19 protein-coding genes are annotated in these 17,280 nt (G+C 63.9%); 13 read left to right on the top strand and 6 right to left on the bottom strand.

From position 1 onward, the window contains the following. Window positions 1-72: 72 nt before the first annotated feature. Complete coding sequence (locus ACQ4WR_RS10635) at window positions 73-1,719, top strand: methyl-accepting chemotaxis protein (RefSeq protein WP_436487138.1); 1,647 nt, start codon at window positions 73-75, stop codon at window positions 1,717-1,719. 173 nt (window positions 1,720-1,892) lie between these two features. Here ACQ4WR_RS10635 and udk read toward each other — a convergent pair whose 3' ends face one another. Next, window positions 1,893-2,534 carry a uridine kinase gene (gene udk, locus ACQ4WR_RS10630; RefSeq protein ID WP_102293216.1) on the bottom strand — a complete coding sequence of 214 codons (642 nt, stop codon included), beginning with the start codon at window positions 2,532-2,534 and terminating at the stop codon, window positions 1,893-1,895. 85 nt (window positions 2,535-2,619) lie between these two features. Next, window positions 2,620-3,279, bottom strand: coding sequence for a hypothetical protein (locus tag ACQ4WR_RS10625; protein WP_436487136.1), 660 nt, complete (start codon window positions 3,277-3,279; stop codon window positions 2,620-2,622). Window positions 3,280-3,706: 427 nt separating this feature from the next. On the opposite strand from ACQ4WR_RS10625, the gene ACQ4WR_RS10620 reads away from it, so the two are divergent. From ACQ4WR_RS10620 to ACQ4WR_RS10595, 6 genes are all read left to right on the top strand, one after another. After that, window positions 3,707-4,600: a creatininase family protein gene (locus ACQ4WR_RS10620; RefSeq protein WP_436487324.1), complete on the top strand. Its 894-nt coding sequence runs from the start codon at window positions 3,707-3,709 to the stop codon at window positions 4,598-4,600. Between the two features lie 55 nt (window positions 4,601-4,655). Then, complete coding sequence (locus tag ACQ4WR_RS10615) at window positions 4,656-5,930, top strand: YncE family protein (RefSeq protein WP_436487134.1); 1,275 nt, start codon at window positions 4,656-4,658, stop codon at window positions 5,928-5,930. Between the two features lie 12 nt (window positions 5,931-5,942). Then, window positions 5,943-6,548 carry a pyridoxamine 5'-phosphate oxidase family protein gene (locus ACQ4WR_RS10610; protein ID WP_436487133.1) on the top strand — a complete coding sequence of 202 codons (606 nt, stop codon included), beginning with the start codon at window positions 5,943-5,945 and terminating at the stop codon, window positions 6,546-6,548. Between the two features lie 72 nt (window positions 6,549-6,620). Beyond that, entirely contained in the window at window positions 6,621-6,992 is a 372-nt protein-coding gene (locus ACQ4WR_RS10605; RefSeq protein ID WP_436487131.1) for a VOC family protein, read from the top strand. A gap of 36 nt (window positions 6,993-7,028) precedes the next feature. Next, a complete protein-coding gene (locus ACQ4WR_RS10600) occupies window positions 7,029-7,367 on the top strand; it encodes a hypothetical protein (RefSeq protein ID WP_102293211.1) in 339 nt (112 codons plus the stop codon). 272 nt (window positions 7,368-7,639) lie between these two features. After that, window positions 7,640-8,293, top strand: coding sequence for a phasin family protein (locus ACQ4WR_RS10595; RefSeq protein WP_436487129.1), 654 nt, complete (start codon window positions 7,640-7,642; stop codon window positions 8,291-8,293). A 371-nt stretch (window positions 8,294-8,664) separates the two neighbouring features. Here ACQ4WR_RS10595 and ACQ4WR_RS10590 read toward each other — a convergent pair whose 3' ends face one another. Continuing rightward, a complete protein-coding gene (locus ACQ4WR_RS10590) occupies window positions 8,665-9,627 on the bottom strand; it encodes an alpha/beta hydrolase (protein WP_436487127.1) in 963 nt (320 codons plus the stop codon). A 93-nt stretch (window positions 9,628-9,720) separates the two neighbouring features. Continuing rightward, complete coding sequence (locus tag ACQ4WR_RS10585; protein ID WP_436487126.1) at window positions 9,721-10,638, bottom strand: LysR family transcriptional regulator ArgP; 918 nt, start codon at window positions 10,636-10,638, stop codon at window positions 9,721-9,723. Window positions 10,639-10,841: 203 nt separating this feature from the next. On the opposite strand from ACQ4WR_RS10585, the gene ACQ4WR_RS10580 reads away from it, so the two are divergent. Further along, window positions 10,842-11,447, top strand: coding sequence for a LysE/ArgO family amino acid transporter (locus tag ACQ4WR_RS10580; RefSeq protein ID WP_102293207.1), 606 nt, complete (start codon window positions 10,842-10,844; stop codon window positions 11,445-11,447). On the opposite strand, the gene ACQ4WR_RS10575 is transcribed toward ACQ4WR_RS10580, so the two are convergent. Beyond that, on the bottom strand, window positions 11,448-12,884 hold the full coding sequence (locus tag ACQ4WR_RS10575) for a coniferyl aldehyde dehydrogenase (protein WP_436487124.1): 1,437 nt from the start codon (window positions 12,882-12,884) through the stop codon (window positions 11,448-11,450). Between the two features lie 139 nt (window positions 12,885-13,023). On the opposite strand from ACQ4WR_RS10575, the gene trxC reads away from it, so the two are divergent. The 5 genes from trxC (at window position 13,024) to ACQ4WR_RS10550 (ending at window position 15,811) form a co-directional block, all read left to right on the top strand. After that, window positions 13,024-13,476: a thioredoxin TrxC gene (gene trxC / locus ACQ4WR_RS10570; RefSeq protein ID WP_436487122.1), complete on the top strand. Its 453-nt coding sequence runs from the start codon at window positions 13,024-13,026 to the stop codon at window positions 13,474-13,476. Window positions 13,477-13,546: 70 nt separating this feature from the next. Further along, window positions 13,547-14,056, top strand: a complete 510-nt coding sequence (locus tag ACQ4WR_RS10565; protein WP_436487322.1) for a MarR family winged helix-turn-helix transcriptional regulator — start codon at window positions 13,547-13,549, stop codon at window positions 14,054-14,056. After that, complete coding sequence (locus ACQ4WR_RS10560) at window positions 14,053-14,799, top strand: HEAT repeat domain-containing protein (RefSeq protein ID WP_436487121.1); 747 nt, start codon at window positions 14,053-14,055, stop codon at window positions 14,797-14,799. The genes ACQ4WR_RS10565 and ACQ4WR_RS10560 overlap by 4 nt, the downstream gene beginning before the upstream one ends. An 18-nt stretch (window positions 14,800-14,817) precedes the next feature. Beyond that, window positions 14,818-15,153, top strand: a complete 336-nt coding sequence (locus ACQ4WR_RS10555) for a DUF6616 family protein (protein ID WP_436487119.1) — start codon at window positions 14,818-14,820, stop codon at window positions 15,151-15,153. 64 nt (window positions 15,154-15,217) lie between these two features. Beyond that, window positions 15,218-15,811, top strand: a complete 594-nt coding sequence (locus ACQ4WR_RS10550; RefSeq protein WP_102293202.1) for a DUF1287 domain-containing protein — start codon at window positions 15,218-15,220, stop codon at window positions 15,809-15,811. Here the strand turns inward: ACQ4WR_RS10550 and pdxR are convergent. Next, window positions 15,780-17,267: a MocR-like pyridoxine biosynthesis transcription factor PdxR gene (gene pdxR, locus ACQ4WR_RS10545; protein ID WP_436487117.1), complete on the bottom strand. Its 1,488-nt coding sequence runs from the start codon at window positions 17,265-17,267 to the stop codon at window positions 15,780-15,782. The two genes, ACQ4WR_RS10550 and pdxR, sit on opposite strands and share 32 nt — an antisense overlap. Between the last annotated feature and the right edge of the window lie 13 nt (window positions 17,268-17,280).

Here is a 17,280-nt window from a genome sequence, read left to right as displayed (position 1 = left end):
GATTTCCGGCCACCTGATCGGCAGCTTTTATCCTGCCTGGCCTTGCCAGGCTACTTTTTACTGTGAAACACCATGAATATTACCAAGCAACTAATACTGACCCTTTCCATCGCCTTGCTGGCCCTGCTGGCACTGGGGGCAGGCGGCGCCATGCAGCTGCAGCGCGCGCAGGAGCGTTTTGACACCGTGCAAAACCGCATCATTCCCAGCATCCAGGGCTTGAATGCGGCCAAGGGTTTCCTGGCCGACTCGCGCCTGGCCGGCTACCGCCTGTCCGTGTTCTCGAACCTGGCCGACAAGACGGCGCTGGACAAGGCCGTCGCCGACGCCAACACGAATTTCGACAAGGTCATCGCCACCTACCGCGCCGAGCGCCTGTACGACGCCACGGACAGCAAGATGCTCGACGCCGACAAGGCCGCCATGGAAGCCTACCGCCGCGCGCTGGTGCCGTTCTTTGCCGCCGCCTACGCGGGCGACATGGATGGCGTGCGCGCCACCTTGCTCGCTGGCACGCCGCTGGCCATCACGGCCGCCGCCGCCAAGAAAAGCATGGATGACCATATTGCCTACAACAACAAGCTGGTCGATGACGTGAAGGCCGAGAGCCTGGCCGCCTACGACACGGCCTTCAACACCATGCTGGCCGTGCTGGGCGTGGCCGTGCTGCTGACGGGCGCGCTGGCCTGGCATATCTACCGCACCATCAGCGGCGGCCTGGGCAATATCGAACATACGCTGGAGCGTGTCAGCGCCTCGCTGGACCTGTCCGCCGCCATGCCCGTCGAGCGCATGGATGAAGTGGGCCGCACGGCCACGGCGTTCAATAAATTCCTCGAACGCATCGTCGACGTGATCGCCACCGTGCGCACTTCGGCCGATACGGTCAGCGTGGCGGCCGCGCAGATTTCCGCCGGCAATGCGGACCTGTCCGTGCGCACCGAGCAGCAGGCCTCGTCGCTGGAAGAGACGGCCTCCAGCCTGGAAGAGCTGACCTCGGCCGTGCGCCAGAATACGGACAATGCGCGCCAGGCGAATACCCTGGCCGTGTCCGCCTCGGACGTTGCCCGCAAGGGTGGCGCCGTGGTGGCGCAGGTGGTGGGCACCATGGGTTCCATCAATGAATCGGCGAAGAAAATCGCCGACATCATCGGCGTGATCGACGGCATTGCCTTCCAGACCAATATCCTGGCGCTGAATGCGGCCGTGGAAGCGGCGCGCGCTGGCGAGCAGGGCCGAGGCTTTGCCGTGGTGGCCACGGAAGTGCGCAACCTGGCGCAGCGCTCGGCCGCAGCCGCCAAGGAAATCAAGGGGCTGATCGAGGATTCCGTTGACAAGGTCAACACGGGCAGCGTGCTGGTCGATCAGGCAGGCGCGACGATGGAAGAAATCGTCGCCAGCATCCGTCGCGTCACCGACATCATGGGCGATATCGCCAACGCCAGCCACGAGCAGAGCGCCGGCATCGAGCAAGTCAACCAGGCGATTTCGCAGATGGACCAGGTGACGCAGCAAAACGCGGCCCTGGTGGAAGAGGCTGCCGCAGCGGCGTCCTCGCTGCAGGACCGCGCCGTGGAGCTGGTGGATGTGGTGGCCGTCTTCCGCCTGCGCGGCGACGCGCAAGGCAAGTCGTTGAAACTGGCGGGCGGCTTGCCGGCCCCGGCAGCGGCGACAGCCAGCCGGCGCCTGGCACTGCCCGGCCGCAGCGCCAGCGCTTGAACGCTTGAACGGTGAAACATGAAAAAACCCCGGCATGCCGGGGTTTTTCTGATGGATAGGTCAATGGTGGGAACGCCGCCAGCGTTGCCTTCAGTGATTACTTTGGCAAACGCCTGCGCCCGGCACCGGGTAGCAGGCAAGCCGGGCCAGCGCCCGGCCGCCATGGCATGACATCAGGGGCGCTGCATCCGGCCGATCACGCTGGCCACCTTGGCGGTGATCATGTCGACCGCAGGGCCGTTGGCGCCGTGCGGCAAGATGACATCGGCATTGCGCTTGGTCGGCTCGATGAATTGCTTGTGCATCGGGCGCACTGTTTCCAGGTACTGCTCGATGACGCTTTCCACGGAGCGGCCGCGTTCGGTAATGTCGCGCTGCATGCGGCGGATGAAGCGCACGTCGGAGGCGGTGTCGACGAAAATCTTCAGCGACATCATGTCGCGCAAGTCTTCGTCATACAGGGCAAACAGGCCTTCGATCACGATCACCGGGGCTGGCTTGACGGAAATGGTCTTGTCGGAGCGGTTGTGCAGCGTGAAGTCGTACACCGGCATCTCGATCGATTCGCCGTTGCGCAAGGCCTGAACATGTTGCACCAGCAACGGCCACTCGAACGCCTGCGGATGGTCGTAATTCTGCTGGGGACGGACGTCGGGGGACAGGTGGGTCTGGTCGCGGTAGTAGTCGTCCTGCATCACGACAGAGACCATGTCGGCGCCAAACGACGCGAGCACTTGCTGGGATACGGTTGACTTGCCGCTGCCGCTGCCGCCAGCGACACCAATGACAAATGGTTGGAAAGGAATATTATGCATGCCGAATGATACCGGAAACGCGCCCGGGCCGACAGGGGGCGCCTGATCGCAATGGGCATTCGGCAAGCGGGCGGCACCCGTGCGCCTAGCGCTTTTCCTTGTTGATCTGTTGCAGCAGCTTGAATGCTTCGTGCTCGATCGCCGCTTCCGCTTCCGCCAACTCCTTGCTTGCCTTGACATAAGCGGCGCGCTTGCGCTCCTTCTTTTCCTCAGGCGAAACGGCCGCCGTCATCCCCGGCATGATGAGCTGGGCGCCGGAATTGTACTTCTTGTGGATGACCTGCTTGCCGTAAGGCGTGCTGTAAAAACGGCTCATTTCGGTCGCCGTCTCGGCGGAAATGCTGCGCGCCAACGCGGGCGCCAGGCGCTGGTAAATCTCTGCCGGCGGAACTTTCGCCAGCTTGGCGAGCACGGCCTGCTTCTGGGCTTCGCTGGCGTAGCGGCTGCGGGCGGCGACACCATTGAGTACCTTTTCAATCTGCATCGTGCCCAGCAAATCCTGCACGGCTTTCAGATGTGCCGGGCTGGGTGCAGCAGCTTGTGCTGCCGGCGCCGCGGGCGTCGTGGTGGCGGCAAAGGCGGGTGCGGCGAAGGCCAGCGAGAGACCGAGTACGGCGTGGACTGCAAACTTCATAAGTTCCCTTTGGATGAGGAGGTAAGCGCGAACCGCGCGGTGCATGAACCAGGCATGCCGGGCGAGGCGATACTGCGCAAAATGACAGGGCGGCAGGCTGCTTCCGCCCATTTTTAGTTCCGTAATTGTAATTTAATCATTTTCATGCGGATGCCAAGTGAGTTCCGCATTGCGTGATGGACTCGCTTTGCATTGCTCCGTTGCCGCGTGTTACGCAAGGCAAGATTGCGCAATCGTTGTCACGCTGCACATGGAACGCTCCGGAAATGACACCGCACAGCCATGCTTTATTGCCAAGGATATCATCTTGCTCGCATAGCAAGCGCATTGCTTCCTGCCGTTGCCGTTCCGTCCCGGCATGTCGCCATCGAATCAGCGCCTTGTGGTTTGCCGCCCACCGTCAATTCTTTGTCAGCCGGCGCGCCAAATTAACGTGCCGATCCCGTCATGATGGAATACAATTCTTGCGTGGCAGCCAGCTTGCCTGGCCAGGCCGGGTACGGCGTCACGCTAGACGACCACGGAAAGATGTTTGCTTATGACTCTGCAGTTCCCCCTGCCGGATGTGTCCCCCGCGCCCCGCGCGCACTCTGTTCAGTCCTTGCCGCTCGGCGCCCTGTTTGCCCTGACCCTGTTCTGCCTGGTGCCTGCCGCGCCTGCCATTGCCGCTACGGCTGCCAGCGGCAGTGTCATGCTGGAAGAACTGACCAGTACGGAATTGCGCAGCCGTATCGAGCATGGCGCCACCACCGTGCTGATCCCCATTGGCGGCGTGGAGCAGAGCGGGCCCTACATCGCCCTGGGCAAGCACAATGTGCGCGCGGCCATCCTGGCGCGGCAGATCGCGCAAAATCTGGGTAATACGATTGTCGCGCCCGTTGTTTCCTACGTGCCGGAGGGCAGCATCTCGCCGCCAGCCGGCCACATGCGCCACGCGGGCACGATCTCGATTCCACCGGCCGCCTTCGAGGCCGTGCTGGAAGGGGCGGCGGCCAGCCTGCGCCAGCATGGTTTCCGCGACATCATTTTCCTCGGCGACCATGGCGGCTATCAAAAGAATGAACAAAACGTGGCCAGCAAACTCAACCGCGCCTGGGATAAAACGCCCGCTGGCAAGGAGGCGCGCGCGTACGCCTTGCTCGACTACTATGACATCACGCAATCGGCATATGTTGCCGAGCTGCAAAAGCGTGGCTACAGCGGCGCCGAGATCGGCCTGCACGCGGGCTTGGCGGACGCGGCCCTGATGCTGGCGACCGATGCGTCGCTGGTACGCAGCGAAGCCATGGCGCACGGCGGGAAACCAGGCGTGGCGGACGGCGTGCGCGGAGATGCCACGCGGGCCACGAAGGAATTGGGGCAGATCGGCATCAAGCTGCAGGTCGACACCTCGGTGGCGGCCATCAGGCAATGGCTGCAACGGCATAAATAATTTCCGCTGGAAGTGTATAAATTCCGGCATTTGCAACGAAACGACGCGAAATCACATGAAAAAATCTCAACGACGCACCATCGTCACCTTGTCCGCCCTGGCTGCCGCATTGGCCGGCCTGGGCGTGGCCAGCCAGGTCATCGGCGCCAGCACACCCGCTCCGGCCGCTGCCGCGGCACCGGCTGCCGCGTATTCGCCGCTGCCCGGCATGCCGCCGCTGGTCGACCCGAAAAACGTGTATGGCAGTATTGCCAGCAGCAACATGAGTCCCGTGGTCAAGGATCACCTGCGCAGAGTCTATGTGCCGAACCTGCGCTCGAACGACGTCTACGTGATCGACCAGGACAGCCTGAAAGTGGTGGACAAGTTCAAGGTCGGCAGCGGCCCGCAGCACGTCGTGCCATCGTGGGACTTGCGCACCCTGTGGGTGGCGAATAATGCCGAGCGCACGGACAAGGGCAGCCTGACGCCGATCGACCCTTTGAGCGGCAAGCCGGGCAAGGAAGTGCCGGTCGATGATCCCTACAATATGTATTACACGCCGGACGGCAAGTCGGCCATCGTCGTGGCCGAAGCGCGCCACCGCCTCGATTTCCGCGATCCGAAGACCATGGCCGTGCAGTATTCGATCGATACGCCCCAGTGCGGCGGCATCAACCATGCGGATTTCTCGAACGATGGCCGCTACGCCATGTTTACCTGCGAATTCGACGGCACCATCGCCAAGATCGACCTGGTGGGCCGCAAGGTCGATGGCTACCTGAAATTGCAGATGCCGGCCAAGCGCTTTGCCGAATCCGGTCCCGTGGGCGGCCCGGCAAATGAAATCTGCAGCGTCAAGAAGGGCATGCCGCAAGACATACGCATCTCGCCGGACGGCAAGAAATTCTTTATCGCCGACATGGACGCCGACGGCGTGCACATCGTCGATGGCGCCAGCCTGAAGGAAATCGGTTTCATCCAGACGGGCGTGGGCGCGCACGGCCTGTATCCGAGCCGTGACGGCAAGAAACTGTACGTGGCCAACCGCGGCACGCACCGCATCCATGGCAAGCCGAAGGGCAAGGGCAGCGTCAGCGTGATCGATTTCGCGACGGAAAAAGTCGTGGCGAACTGGCCGATTCCCGGTGGCGGCAGCCCCGACATGGGCAACGTTTCCGCCGACGGCAAGTACCTGTGGCTGTCCGGCCGTTTCGACGATGTGGTGTACCGCATCGACACGAATACGGGCGACGTCTCCAAGGTGAAAGTCGGACAGGAACCGCACGGCCTGACCGTGTGGCCGCAGCCGGGCCGCTATTCGCTGGGCCATACGGGCAACCTGCGCTAAGCCGGGAGGCGCATGGACATCGATACCTTGGAGCAACTGCGCGAGCACTATCCGCCCGCGCAGGGGCGGGCCTTGAGCAAGCAGCTTGACCACCTGGATCCGCACTGCATCGCCTTTATCGGCCTGTCGCCGTTCGCCGTGCTGGCGACGGGCGGGGCTGCAGGCCAGCTGGACGCTTCGCCGCGCGGCGGCGCGCCCGGCTTCGTGCAGGTGCTGGACCGGCATACCTTGCTGTTACCCGATGCCAAAGGCAATAACCGTCTCGACAGCTTCAGCAATATTGCCGAAACGGGGCGGGCAGGGCTGCTGTTCATGATCCCCGGCGTCGATGAAACCTTGCGCGTGAACGGCGAGGCCAGCCTCAGCGACGATGCCGCGCTGCTGGCGCTGTTTGCCGGCGAGCGCAACCCGCCATGCCTGGTCATGCGCCTGCGCGTGGCGGAAGCCTACCTGCATTGCGCCAAGGCCCTCATGCGTTCGCGCTTGTGGGACAGTGCGGCGCAGGTCGAACGCTCAGTGCTGCCGAGCATGGGCCAGATGATCAGCGATCAGACGGGCGGCAGCGCGACGCTGGAAAGCCAGGCGCAGATGCTGGCCCGCTATGCGGCCGATTTGTAGTGCTCTCTTGGCAAGTATGCAGCGCTGGCGCATACTATGCTTTCCTCTAACACACTGTCATCCTTACTTATCATGATTCTTGATCACATCGGTTTGTGCGTCAGCGATACGGCGGCCAGCAAGGCCTTCTTTGCAGCAGCTCTGGCGCCTCTGGGCGTTTCGGTCGTCATGGAAGAGCACGGCTGGGTAGGCCTGGGCAAGGATGGCAAACCTGATTTCTGGTTCGGTGCTGGCGGCACGCCGCATGCCGGCATGCATCTCGCCTTTGCGGCAGGCAACCGCGAGCAGGTGCGCGCGTTTTACGCGGCGGCGCTGGCCGCCGGCGGCACGGACAATGGACCGCCAGGCATCCGTGAAATCTACCACCCGAACTATTACGGCGCCTTCGTGCTGGGCCCGGATGGCCACAATATCGAAGCCGTCTGCCACCTTGCCGAGGACTGACATCACTTACACCACTTATTACCTGAAGAGAACGGCATGACGCACGGCGCCACCCTGTTTGCCAACGATGCTGGCGGCTATGTCTACGTGAAGTCCGGATTTTCCTGGCCGGCACTCTTGCTGGGCTCCTTCTGGGCCGTGGCCAAGCGCCGCTGGTGGCTGTTGCTGCTGATGCTGGCGATGGATGTCTGCCTGTGGTTTGGCAGCCAGCTGGCAAGCGGCTTGCAGATCGGCCCGATGGTGCTGCTGATGGGGGCGGCGGAGCTCAGCTACCTGCTGGCGCGCGGCTGGTATGGCAACCGCTGGCTGGAAGCGTCGCTGCGCAGCCATGGCTACAAGCCTGTCGTGCCGGCCACCGATGCCGGCCTTTCCTGACATAGTTTTTTCCTTCTGATACTGACGCTCGCCAATGGCGGGCCGTCCAGCCAAAACTTTCTGCGCAGCCTCGCGCACCTTTGATCCAGATCATCCCTCGCGGACTGTGCTCACGTAGCCTTGGGACTCGCGTTGCAAAGCATCTCTCCACCAATCGGATATGTTTTTCGCGTCTCGTGGCACAGCCCGGCCGTCTGCCCAACCGTTCGACAGCCGGTGGTGTCGCCATATATTTTTATGTCCACCCAACTGTTCTTTAATGAGGAAACTCCATGTATCCATATTCCCGTAGTGTTACCCCTGCCGCCAAAAACCATCTGGAAGCCCAACTGGCCTTTTTCAACGGCCTGTCGAAGTCGCTGTTCCAGTCGGCACAGCAATTCAATGACCTGAACATGCAGCTGGCGCAAGGCTTGCTGGAAGAAAGCTCGATCACCGGCCAGAACCTGCTGACGGTCGAGCGCGCGGAAGATGCGTTCCAAGTGGCGGCCGCCTCGGGCCAGCCGGCTGCCGAGCATCTGCGCAAGTACCAGCAGCAACTGTCGCGCCTGGCCGCCGATACCCAGGTCGAACTGGCCAATGTCGCCGAGCAGCATGTGAATGAAACGAGCCGCACGGCCAAGGCACTGGCTGAAGAAGTGGCCCGCACGGCGTCGGAAGAAACGGAGAAAAACGTGCGCAAGCAACAGGAAGCCATGCAGCGCATCGCCGAACCGTTCCAGTCGTATCACCAGAACGGCGCCAACCGCGACCAGCAGCGCGGCGCGCAAAGCCGTGACGGCCAAAGCCTGCAAAGTGCCGGCCAGCAAGGCAGCCAGCAAGGTAGCCACCAGTCGGCCGGTAGCGAAAGCTCGGCCAGCGGCAGCGCAACGCAAGCAGGCGGCGCACAAGGCAAAAGCAGCAGCAGCGCCAGTCGTAAAGAGTAAGCCTGCCGTTGCCGGCGCCTGAACCGTCCCCCAAGGGCCGAGCCTTGGGGGGATGGCGAGTGTGCCGCGCAACGCTTTGCTGGCCGTAGTGCAGGCAGTGGCTCGGAGCGGGGTTTGCGCTGCATGGCAGGCTGTATTTCAGAGCATGTTTCAGGCCCTGTTTCAAGCCAGGTGGCAGGCTGTCTTTCCGCCTGCGCGGCGGCGGGCAATGCCGTTCTTGCCGGTCGTCGTTTGCGCGCACTGCTTGCGCGTCCTGCTTGCGTGTTGCCTGCCCCCTGTAGCCTGCCGCTAGTTGTTACTTGTCACTTGTCACTTGTCACTGCTACTTGTTACTTGCTGCTTGTTACTTGCCCGGGCAGAACGCCCGTTCCTCAGGGGACGGGCGTTTTGCTGTCCGCGGCTTGCATGGTGGTGTTGGCGGTGGCGCTGGTCGTTGGCGAGGCGTTTGCGGTGACTGGCGCGCTGTTGGCGTTGATGAAAGCGCTTACGGCATCGAGCGTAGGCGCCAGCATGCGCAAGGGGCCGGCCAGCGAGGCGACCAGGGTGGTGTGGCTGACGGTATCGAAATACGTTTCCGTCACGGGCCGCTGTCTGGCGCGCAAGGCGGCAGCCAGGCCCCCGGTGTTGCGTTGCGGATTGACCAGCTTATCCTTGCCCGGTACCGGCGCGATCAGCAGGGCGGGCGGGGCTTCGGCCGTCACGTGGTGGATGGGTTGCGAAGACGTGGGCGTATCCGGGAAGAAAAAGACGGGGCGGGCCGTCGGGTTTTCAATGGGCAGGAAGTCATAGGGCCCGGCCAGCCCTATCCAGCCGCGCAAGTCGTGCGGGTGCATGCCGTGGCGGGCCAGCAGGCTGGCATCGAGCGCCACCATGGCCGCATTGTAGGCGCCGGCGCTGTGGCCCATGATGAACAGGCGCGCCGGATCGCCGCCATGCCGGCTCGATTCCATGGCGGCCCAGGCCACGGCGCGGGCCGCATCCTGCAGGATCTCGGGATAGTGCACGTCCGGATACAGGCGATAGTCGGCGATGACGGCCAGATAGCCGCGCGATGCGAGCGCATGGCCGACAAAGGCGTAGTCGGCCCGGTCGCCCGAGGTCCAGTTTCCGCCATAAAAGAAAACCACCACGGGCACGGGTCCCGCATGGATTTTCGGCGCATATACATCGAGTTTTTGCCGGGGCAGGGGGCCATACGCGAGGCCGTGGGTCACTTGCGAAGCGCTGCCCGACGACAGGGTGTTGATGGCCGTCAAGGGTGAGCAGGCAATCAGGCCGGCCGCCAGCGGAATGCTGGCCAGCAAACCGAGCAAGGTGGTGCGCAGGATCGTCATGCTTGCCCCTGGTGTGGATGGATGATGTGTGCAGTGTAGGCCAGGCAGGGCAGGGTATGCACGAGGAAGTTGTATTCAAGCATATTTAATTGGTTAAAGTGTTACATCCGGCTTGCTCTGGCCATCTTGCAGCAGCCATTTGCGGGCCGTGGCGATGACGGCATCCGACAGGGTGCGCGTCAGCGGCGTCTGGATATCCCAGGCATGCCAGATCAATGGCACGTCAAGCGCCTGGCCGGCTGCCACATCGACCAGCCGGCCGGCTGCCAGCGCCGTTTCCGCCTGCAGCAGCGGCACCATGCCATAGGCATAACCCGCTTCGATGAAGCGCACGAAGTCGCGCGCCGAGCCCAGCACGTGGTGCGGATAGCGTCCCGCATAACCGAGGCGGTGCTGCAGATAGCGTTCATGCAGCGCGTCCTTGCTGCCGAAGGTGATGGCGGGCGCCAGGCTGACGGCTTCGACTGTAAAACCCTCCGGAAACCATTGCTGCGCGAATGCGGGCGAGGCCACGCACAGATAGCGCATGCCGCCCAGCGGCGTGGCCGTGGTGCCGGCCACCAGGTCGGTGGCGCTGGTGACGCAGGCAAACACGCGCCCTTCGCGCAGCTGGCTCAAGGTGTGGTCCTGGTCGTCGAGGCGGATGTCGAGCAGGCAGGACGGCGGCGTCAGCAGCGGCCCCAGCGCTTCCGGAATCCAGGTGGCGGCGCTGTCGGCGTTGACGGCGATGGCCAGTTCCGGCAATTGGGTGGTGGGTCCCGGCTGGGCGTCGAGCGCCGCTTCCAGCAGCTTGACCTGGCGGTAATGGGCGATCAGGCGCTGGCCCGCCTCCGTCGGCGCGGGCGGATGGCTGCGGATGATCAGCAAGGTGCCTTCCAGGTTTTCCAGGGTACGGATGCGCTGCGACACGGCCGGCTGGCTGATCGCCAGCGCATGCGCGGCCTTTTCAAAGCTGCCCAGGCCGATGACGGCGTCGAGGGCGGCCAATCCACGGTAGTCCACGACGCGCATAAGTTTCTCTTATATATGTTTAGAATCATTCATTATACTTATATTTACTTTTTCTTTACACTGTTGAAATAGGGTAACAACTCCACTCCTCGCGCGGTCCTGCTGGTACCGCTACACCCTCCACCTACCTCTGATGACTTTGCCGTTCGCGGCAGAGCGTGGGCGGCCGTGCGCGTGATGGAAAGCAATAGAAAGGAATCGATATGGACAGCGCAATTTTCTTGAAAGGCATGGGACTCGGGGCCAGCCTGATCGTGGCCATCGGCACACAAAACGCCTTCCTGCTCAAGCAGGGCTTGAAACGCCATTACGTGCTCACCTGCATCCTGGTGTGCCTGGTGTGCGACGCCATCCTGATCACGGCCGGCGTGGCCGGCATGGGCACCTTTATTGCCGACAACCCGAATTTCCTGCTGTGGGCCAAGGCCGGCGGTGCCACCTTCCTGATCGCGTACGGCTTGCGGGCCGCCAAATCGGCCTGGCGTCCTTCGGCCATGACGGTCTCGGCCGCCAAGTCGCCGGAAGGCTATTGGGCCGTGATTGGCGCGGCACTGGCGTTCAGCTTGCTGAACCCGCACGCCTTCCTCGACACGGTGATACTGCTCGGTTCGATCGGCGGCCAGCATGAAGGCATGGGACGCTTCTACTTTGCCGGCGGCGCCATCATGGCCTCGGCCCTGTGGTTCTGCCTGCTGGGCTTTGGCGCCCGCTACCTGGCGCCCGTGTTTGCCAAGCCCATGGCCTGGCGCGTGCTCGACGGCATCATCGCGCTCGTCATGTGGGCCATTGCAGCCTCGCTGTTCCTGTAATCAGCGGGTCAGGAAGGCCAGCATGCGGCTGGCCAGCTTGCCATATGGCGGCCGTAGCAGCGTCAATGGGCTGTAACGGGCCTGGTAAAACACGGGCCGCAGCTTGCTGAACGTGTGGAAACCTTCGACGCCGTGGTAGTGGCCCATGCCGGACTCGCCCACGCCGCCAAACGGCAAGTCGTGCTGGCCTACGTGGAACAGGGCGTCGTTGACGGAGACGCCGCCCGACATTACCCGGTCGATCAGCCGCTGCACCGTCCGTGCATCGTTGCTGAATGGATAGATGGCCAGCGGACGCGGTCCCGCGTTGATGCTATCGATCACGCTTTGCAAATCGGTGTACGCGCGCAGCGGCAGGATGGGTCCGAAGATTTCGCGCGTCAGCAGCAGGCTGTCCTCGGGCGCGCCGAGCACGATGTGCGGTGCGATCTTGCGCGTGGCGCGGTCATATGCCGGGCCGGGCAGCAGTGAAATCACTTTTGCGCCCCGCCCGCGCGCCTCGTCGAGTGCCTGCAGCAGGCGCTCGAACGCAGGCTGGTCGATGATGGACGTGTAGTCGGGCGTGTCCAGCCGAGGGTAGCGTGCCGGCATGATGGCGCGGGCATGCGCGACGAAGGCGGCGATGCTTGCCTTGGGCAGCCAGGCGTGGTCGACGCTGGTGCAGATTTGCCCGGCGTTCATGTATTTCACGTACAAGATGCGCTCGGCTGCCGTGCGCACGTCGAAGTCGGTGCAGACGATGGCCGGCGCCTTGCCGCCCAGTTCCAGTGTCACGGGGCACAGATTCTGCGCGGCGGCCGCCATGACGGCGCGTCCCGTCTGGCCGGAGCCCGTAAACAGCAGGTGGTCGAAAGGCAGTTGCGAAAACGCGATGCCGACGCCACCCGTCTCATCAAAAAACTGCAGCTTTTCCGGCGCGAAATAGGCGGGCATCTTTTCGATCAGCAAGCGGGCCAGGTGGCGTGAATTCTCGCTCATCTTGACCATGGCGCGGTTGCCGGCGGCGAAGATGTAGCTCAAGGGTACCAGACTCAGGTTCACTGGAAAATTCCATGGCACGATGACGCCGACCACGCCCAGCGGCTGTGGGATGACGCGGTTGCGGGCGCCGGGAAAGTTGCGCCAGTCCACGCTACGCCGCTGCGGCCGCATCCATTTTTTCAAGTGCTTGAGCACATGGTCGATGCCATCGATAGCGGGAAAGATCTCCGCCAGCAAGGTTTCGTGCCTGGAACGGTTGCCGTAGTCAGTGCTGATGGCCTCGCACAAGGCCTCGGCATGATCGCGGATGAAGCGCTGCAAGGCCAGCAAGTCGCGCTTGCGTTCGGCGAACGTGGGCGCGGGGTGGGCCAGGCAGGCGGCGCGCTGCGCGGCCAGGGCGGCGTCCAGTTGCGCGTGTGGCGGGATGTCGGGCAAGTCGTGTGCGACAGCGCGCATGTTTCTCCTTTGCCGGCTCAGCAAACCGCAAGCCGTTGCGGGCTACTATAGTGGAGTATTTGCAAGCGTGCCAACGGCGCGCGGCGTTACGCCGTAAAATATTCCGCATGCACTTTCCGGCACGCTTACCAGGATCACCATGACCACTACCACCACAGACTCCCTGCACATCGTGTGCCCCCATTGCGACGCCGTCAACCGCCTGCCGCAGAGCCGTCTGCGCGAACAGCCTGCGTGCGGCAAGTGCCAGAAGGATTTATTTACGGGCCAGCCCGTGGACCTGGCCAGCGCGCGTTTCCTCAAGCATGTCGAGCGCAGCGATATCCCTGTGCTGGTGGATTTCTGGGCGCCGTGGTGCGGACCGTGCCGCAGCATGGCGCCATTCTATGCCCAGGCCGCCAAGACCCTGGAACCCGCGTTTCGCCTGGTCAAGGTAAATACGGAAGCGTCGCCCGACCTGGGCGCCCGCTTCAATATCCGCAGCATTCCCACGCTGGCCCTGTTCGTGGGTGGCGTGGAAGTGGCGCGCCAGCCGGGTGCCACCGATGCGAACGGCATCATTGCCTGGGCCAGGGACAAGGCCCGCCTCTGAAGCGGCAGGAAAACCGCTGAGGTTTTCCATTTGACATTTAATATGGCGCCATATTATATTGCGCCATATGATAAAACTTGAACAGAAATATACGGCCCTGCTGGGCGACGTGCAGCGCCGTGCCAGCGGCCTCGACATGGCACAGTCCACGGCGCGCTTGCGCCTGTGCTTTGAAGTGCTGGGCCTGGCATCGGCCATCGATGGCGATTGCGCCACGCGCCTGGGCCGGTATGGTTTGTCGGAAGGCAAGTTCGTCCTGCTGTTCCTGCTGCGCGGCGAGCCGCAGGGCTTGCCGCCGCATGTGCTGGCTGAACGGGCAGGCGTGACGCGCGGCACCGTCACGGGTTTGCTCGACGGCCTCGAACGCGACGGCTTCCTCACCCGCCACGCGGACCAGCTCGACCGGCGCAAGCTGCTGGTACGCCTGAGTGTCAAGGGCGAGAGCGTCGCCGCCACCTTGGTGGATGAACATGCGCAATGGATCGCCAGCCTGTTTGCGGATTTCACGGCGGAAGAAATGCAGTTGCTGAGTTCGTTACTGGAAAAAGCCTGGCGCAAGACGGACCGGGGCGTGCAATGAGCCGGGGCGTCGCCGATATCGATCCCGCACGGCTGGCTTTGCTAAACCTGGGCAGCGTGCCCAGCACCACCCTGACGGAAGGGCTGGCCATCGATTTTGCCGTGTTGCTGGAAGCTGCCGCGCCTGCCGTCGGCAGTGCCCGGCTTGCCTGCATGCGCGCGCAAGCGGATGCCGGCATCACCCGGCGCATGGCGCTGGCGGCGCAACTGCTGCTGGACGCTGAAATGGACCTGTCGCCGTTGCAGGCGCACGCGTCCGATACGGTACGCGGCTGGGTCTGCTTCGCCATCGCTGCGCAAGCTGATCTGGATTTGCCGCGGCAGCTGGCCGCCATGCGGCCCTTGGCCGACGACGGGCATTTCGGCGTGCGCGAATGGGCCTGGCTGGCGCTGCGGCCCCGGCTGGCCGGAAATCTGGCACAGGCCATCACGCTGCTGGCATCCTGGACGGCGGATCCATCGGAACGCCTGCGCCGTTTTGCCTGCGAAGCGCTGCGCCCGCGCGGCGTGTGGTGCGCGCATATTGCCGAGCTAAAACAGCAGCCGCAGCTGGCCTTGTCCCTGCTGCAGCCCTTGCGCGCCGATCCGGCCACCTACGTGCAGGATTCCGTCGCCAACTGGCTCAACGACGCGGCCAGGAGCCAGCCGGATTGGGTGCGCGCCCTGTGCGCGCAATGGCTGGCGGAAAGCCCCCATGCCGCCACCGTGCGCATTTGCAAGCGCGCCCAGCGTTCGATTTCGTGATTCTTTGGAGGAAACAATATGCATTATCTGCTGGAACTGTATAGCCCGAAACCAGCCTGGCTGGCCCTTGACGTCGCCGCGCGCCAGGCGTATTTCGCCACCGTGGGTGAAGGCACGGCGGCTTTGTCCGCCATGGGAGCGGAAGCACTGGCCATGGGCGCCATCGACGGCGGCAAGCAGCATGCAGCGCCGCAGCAATTGTATGCCGTGTGGCGCTTCCCTGACGACGCGGCGCTCGATGCCTTGCTGGCCGGTATTGCCGCCACGGGCTGGCATGATTACTTCGAAACCATCAACGCGGCCGGCCCGTCCGTGGATTTTCCCGCCCACCTGGCGCAACTGGCCGCGCTGTGAGGAAACGGCGTTTTTCGCCCGCATCAGGTAAAGTCTGGCGTATTGCCACCATTGCCTGACTGTCATGCCGTTCAAACAGCTTCCCATCCTGCTTTTTTCCCTGTTGCCGCTGGCGCTGCACGCCGCTGCGGCGGCCACGCCGCAAGCCCTGGTTGCCGCCGCCCGCAGCCAGGTCGGCGTGACGCTGCAGTACGATCCGCGCTACGAACGCCTCGCGTATCCGGGTGGCGACGTGCCGCTGGAACGGGGCGTGTGCACGGACGTGGTGGTGCGCGCCTACCGCAAGCTGGGCCAGGATTTGCAGGTGCTGGTGCACGAGGACATGCGCAAGGCGTGGGCCGTGTACCAGCAGCAAGGGCGCTGGCAGATGAAGGGGCCGGACCGCAATATCGACCACCGCCGCGTGCCCAACCTGGGCACTTATTTTGCACGCCACGGCACCAGTTTGCCGCTGAGCAAGGAAGCGGGCGCTTACCGCGGGGGCGACATCGTCACCTGGCGCTTGCCGGGCAACCTCACGCATATCGGCATCGTCAGCGACAGGCAAGCGTGGAATGGCGTGCCGTTGATCATCCATAACATCGGCGCGGGCGCGCGCGAGGAAAACATCCTGTTCAGCTATCCGATCACGGGACACTACCGCTGGCAGCCGCGCTGATCTGCGCAGGCGCCGTCCTGATGGGCGCCATGTCCTGCAGGATCGCCAGCACCTTGGTCAGCGCCGTGTCGATATCGACCTTGTCGATGGCGCCATAGCCGAGAAACAAGCCTTCGTGGCGCGCCTCGCCGTGATAGAAGCTGGCCAGCGCATACAGGCTGATGTCGGCAAGCCGTGCCCGGCGCAGCAGTTCGGCGATATCCAGCGGCGCTTGCGCCAGGGCTGCCACGTGGAAGCCGGCGCTGGCCGGCACCAGGCGGAACCATGGCGCCAGCGGACCATTGAACCAGTGCTGCAGGCGCTCGCGCCGTCCCGCATAGATATCGTGGCAGCGGCGTATGTGGCGCAGCAAGTGGCCATCGCCGATAAACTTGGCCAGCGCATGCTGGCCCAGGCTGGCCGTATGGCAATCGCTCAGGTACTTTACCGTTTCCACGGCGGCCACGATGGCTTGCGGCAGGACGACGTAGCCCAGGCGCAATTCCGGCAGCATGATCTTGGAAAAGCTGCCCACGTGGGCCACGATGCCGTAGCGGTCCATGCTTTGCAGGGAATCCTCGGGCCGGCCTTCGTAGCGGAAGGCGCTGTCGTAATCGTCTTCGATGATGATGGCGCCCAGCTGGTGCGCCCGCTCCAGCAAGGCGTGGCGGCGCGCCATGCTCATGGGCATGCCGAGCGGGAACTGGTGTGCGGGCGTGACATAGATCAGCCGCGTGCCGTCGGGAATCTGTTCGGCCACCAGGCCATCCTCGTCCACGGCGACACCCGCCACGCGCGCGCCCATGCTGGCGAACACGGCGCGTGCAACGGGATAGCCGGGTTCCTCGACAGCAACCGTGTCGCCAGGTTCCAGCAAGGTGTGCGCCAGCAAGTACAGCGCTTGTTGCGCGCCGCTGGTGACGACGACCTGTTCTGGCGTGCAATGGATGCCGCGGCTGAAGGCCGCATGGCCGGCGATGGCCGTGCGCAAGGCTGGCAAGCCGGCCACCGGCGCATAGCGGCCGCGCGCCTGGCCATCCTGGCGCAACGCGTGCAGCACGCAGGCGCGCCATTCGTCCTGCGGGAAGTGCGACGGCGTGGCGCGCCCGCCGATAAACGCATAGCGCGCCGGCATTTCCTGGCTGGCCCGGCGCAAGGGCGTGGGCGTGGTTTCCCAGCGGGCAATGCGCGGGGCGCTGGCCAGCGGCGTGCTGGCATGGCGGCGCTGCGGCGATGCGTGCGGCGTCTGCACGAAACTGCCCACGCCGACCTTACCTGCCAGCAGCTTTTCATAACCGAGCTTGTCATAGACGTCGGATACCGTCTTGCGCGACAGCCCCAGCTGGCTGGCCAGCAGGCGCGAGGGCGGCAATTGCTGGCCATCGGCCAGCCGGCCCGAGCGGATGGCCTCGCTGAGCTGGCGGTACAGCTGTCCGCCCAGGTCGCGCGTGCCGTCGATCAGGATATGTAATTCCATGTTGTGCCTGCTG

Origin of the sequence: Janthinobacterium amylolyticum, from assembly GCF_051380655.1 — a bacterium.
In the GTDB taxonomy this organism is placed as follows: Bacteria; Pseudomonadota; Gammaproteobacteria; order Burkholderiales; family Burkholderiaceae_D; genus Janthinobacterium.
Note: the sequence above shows the minus strand (reverse complement) of the source record. Positions and strands in the feature narration are given on the sequence as shown.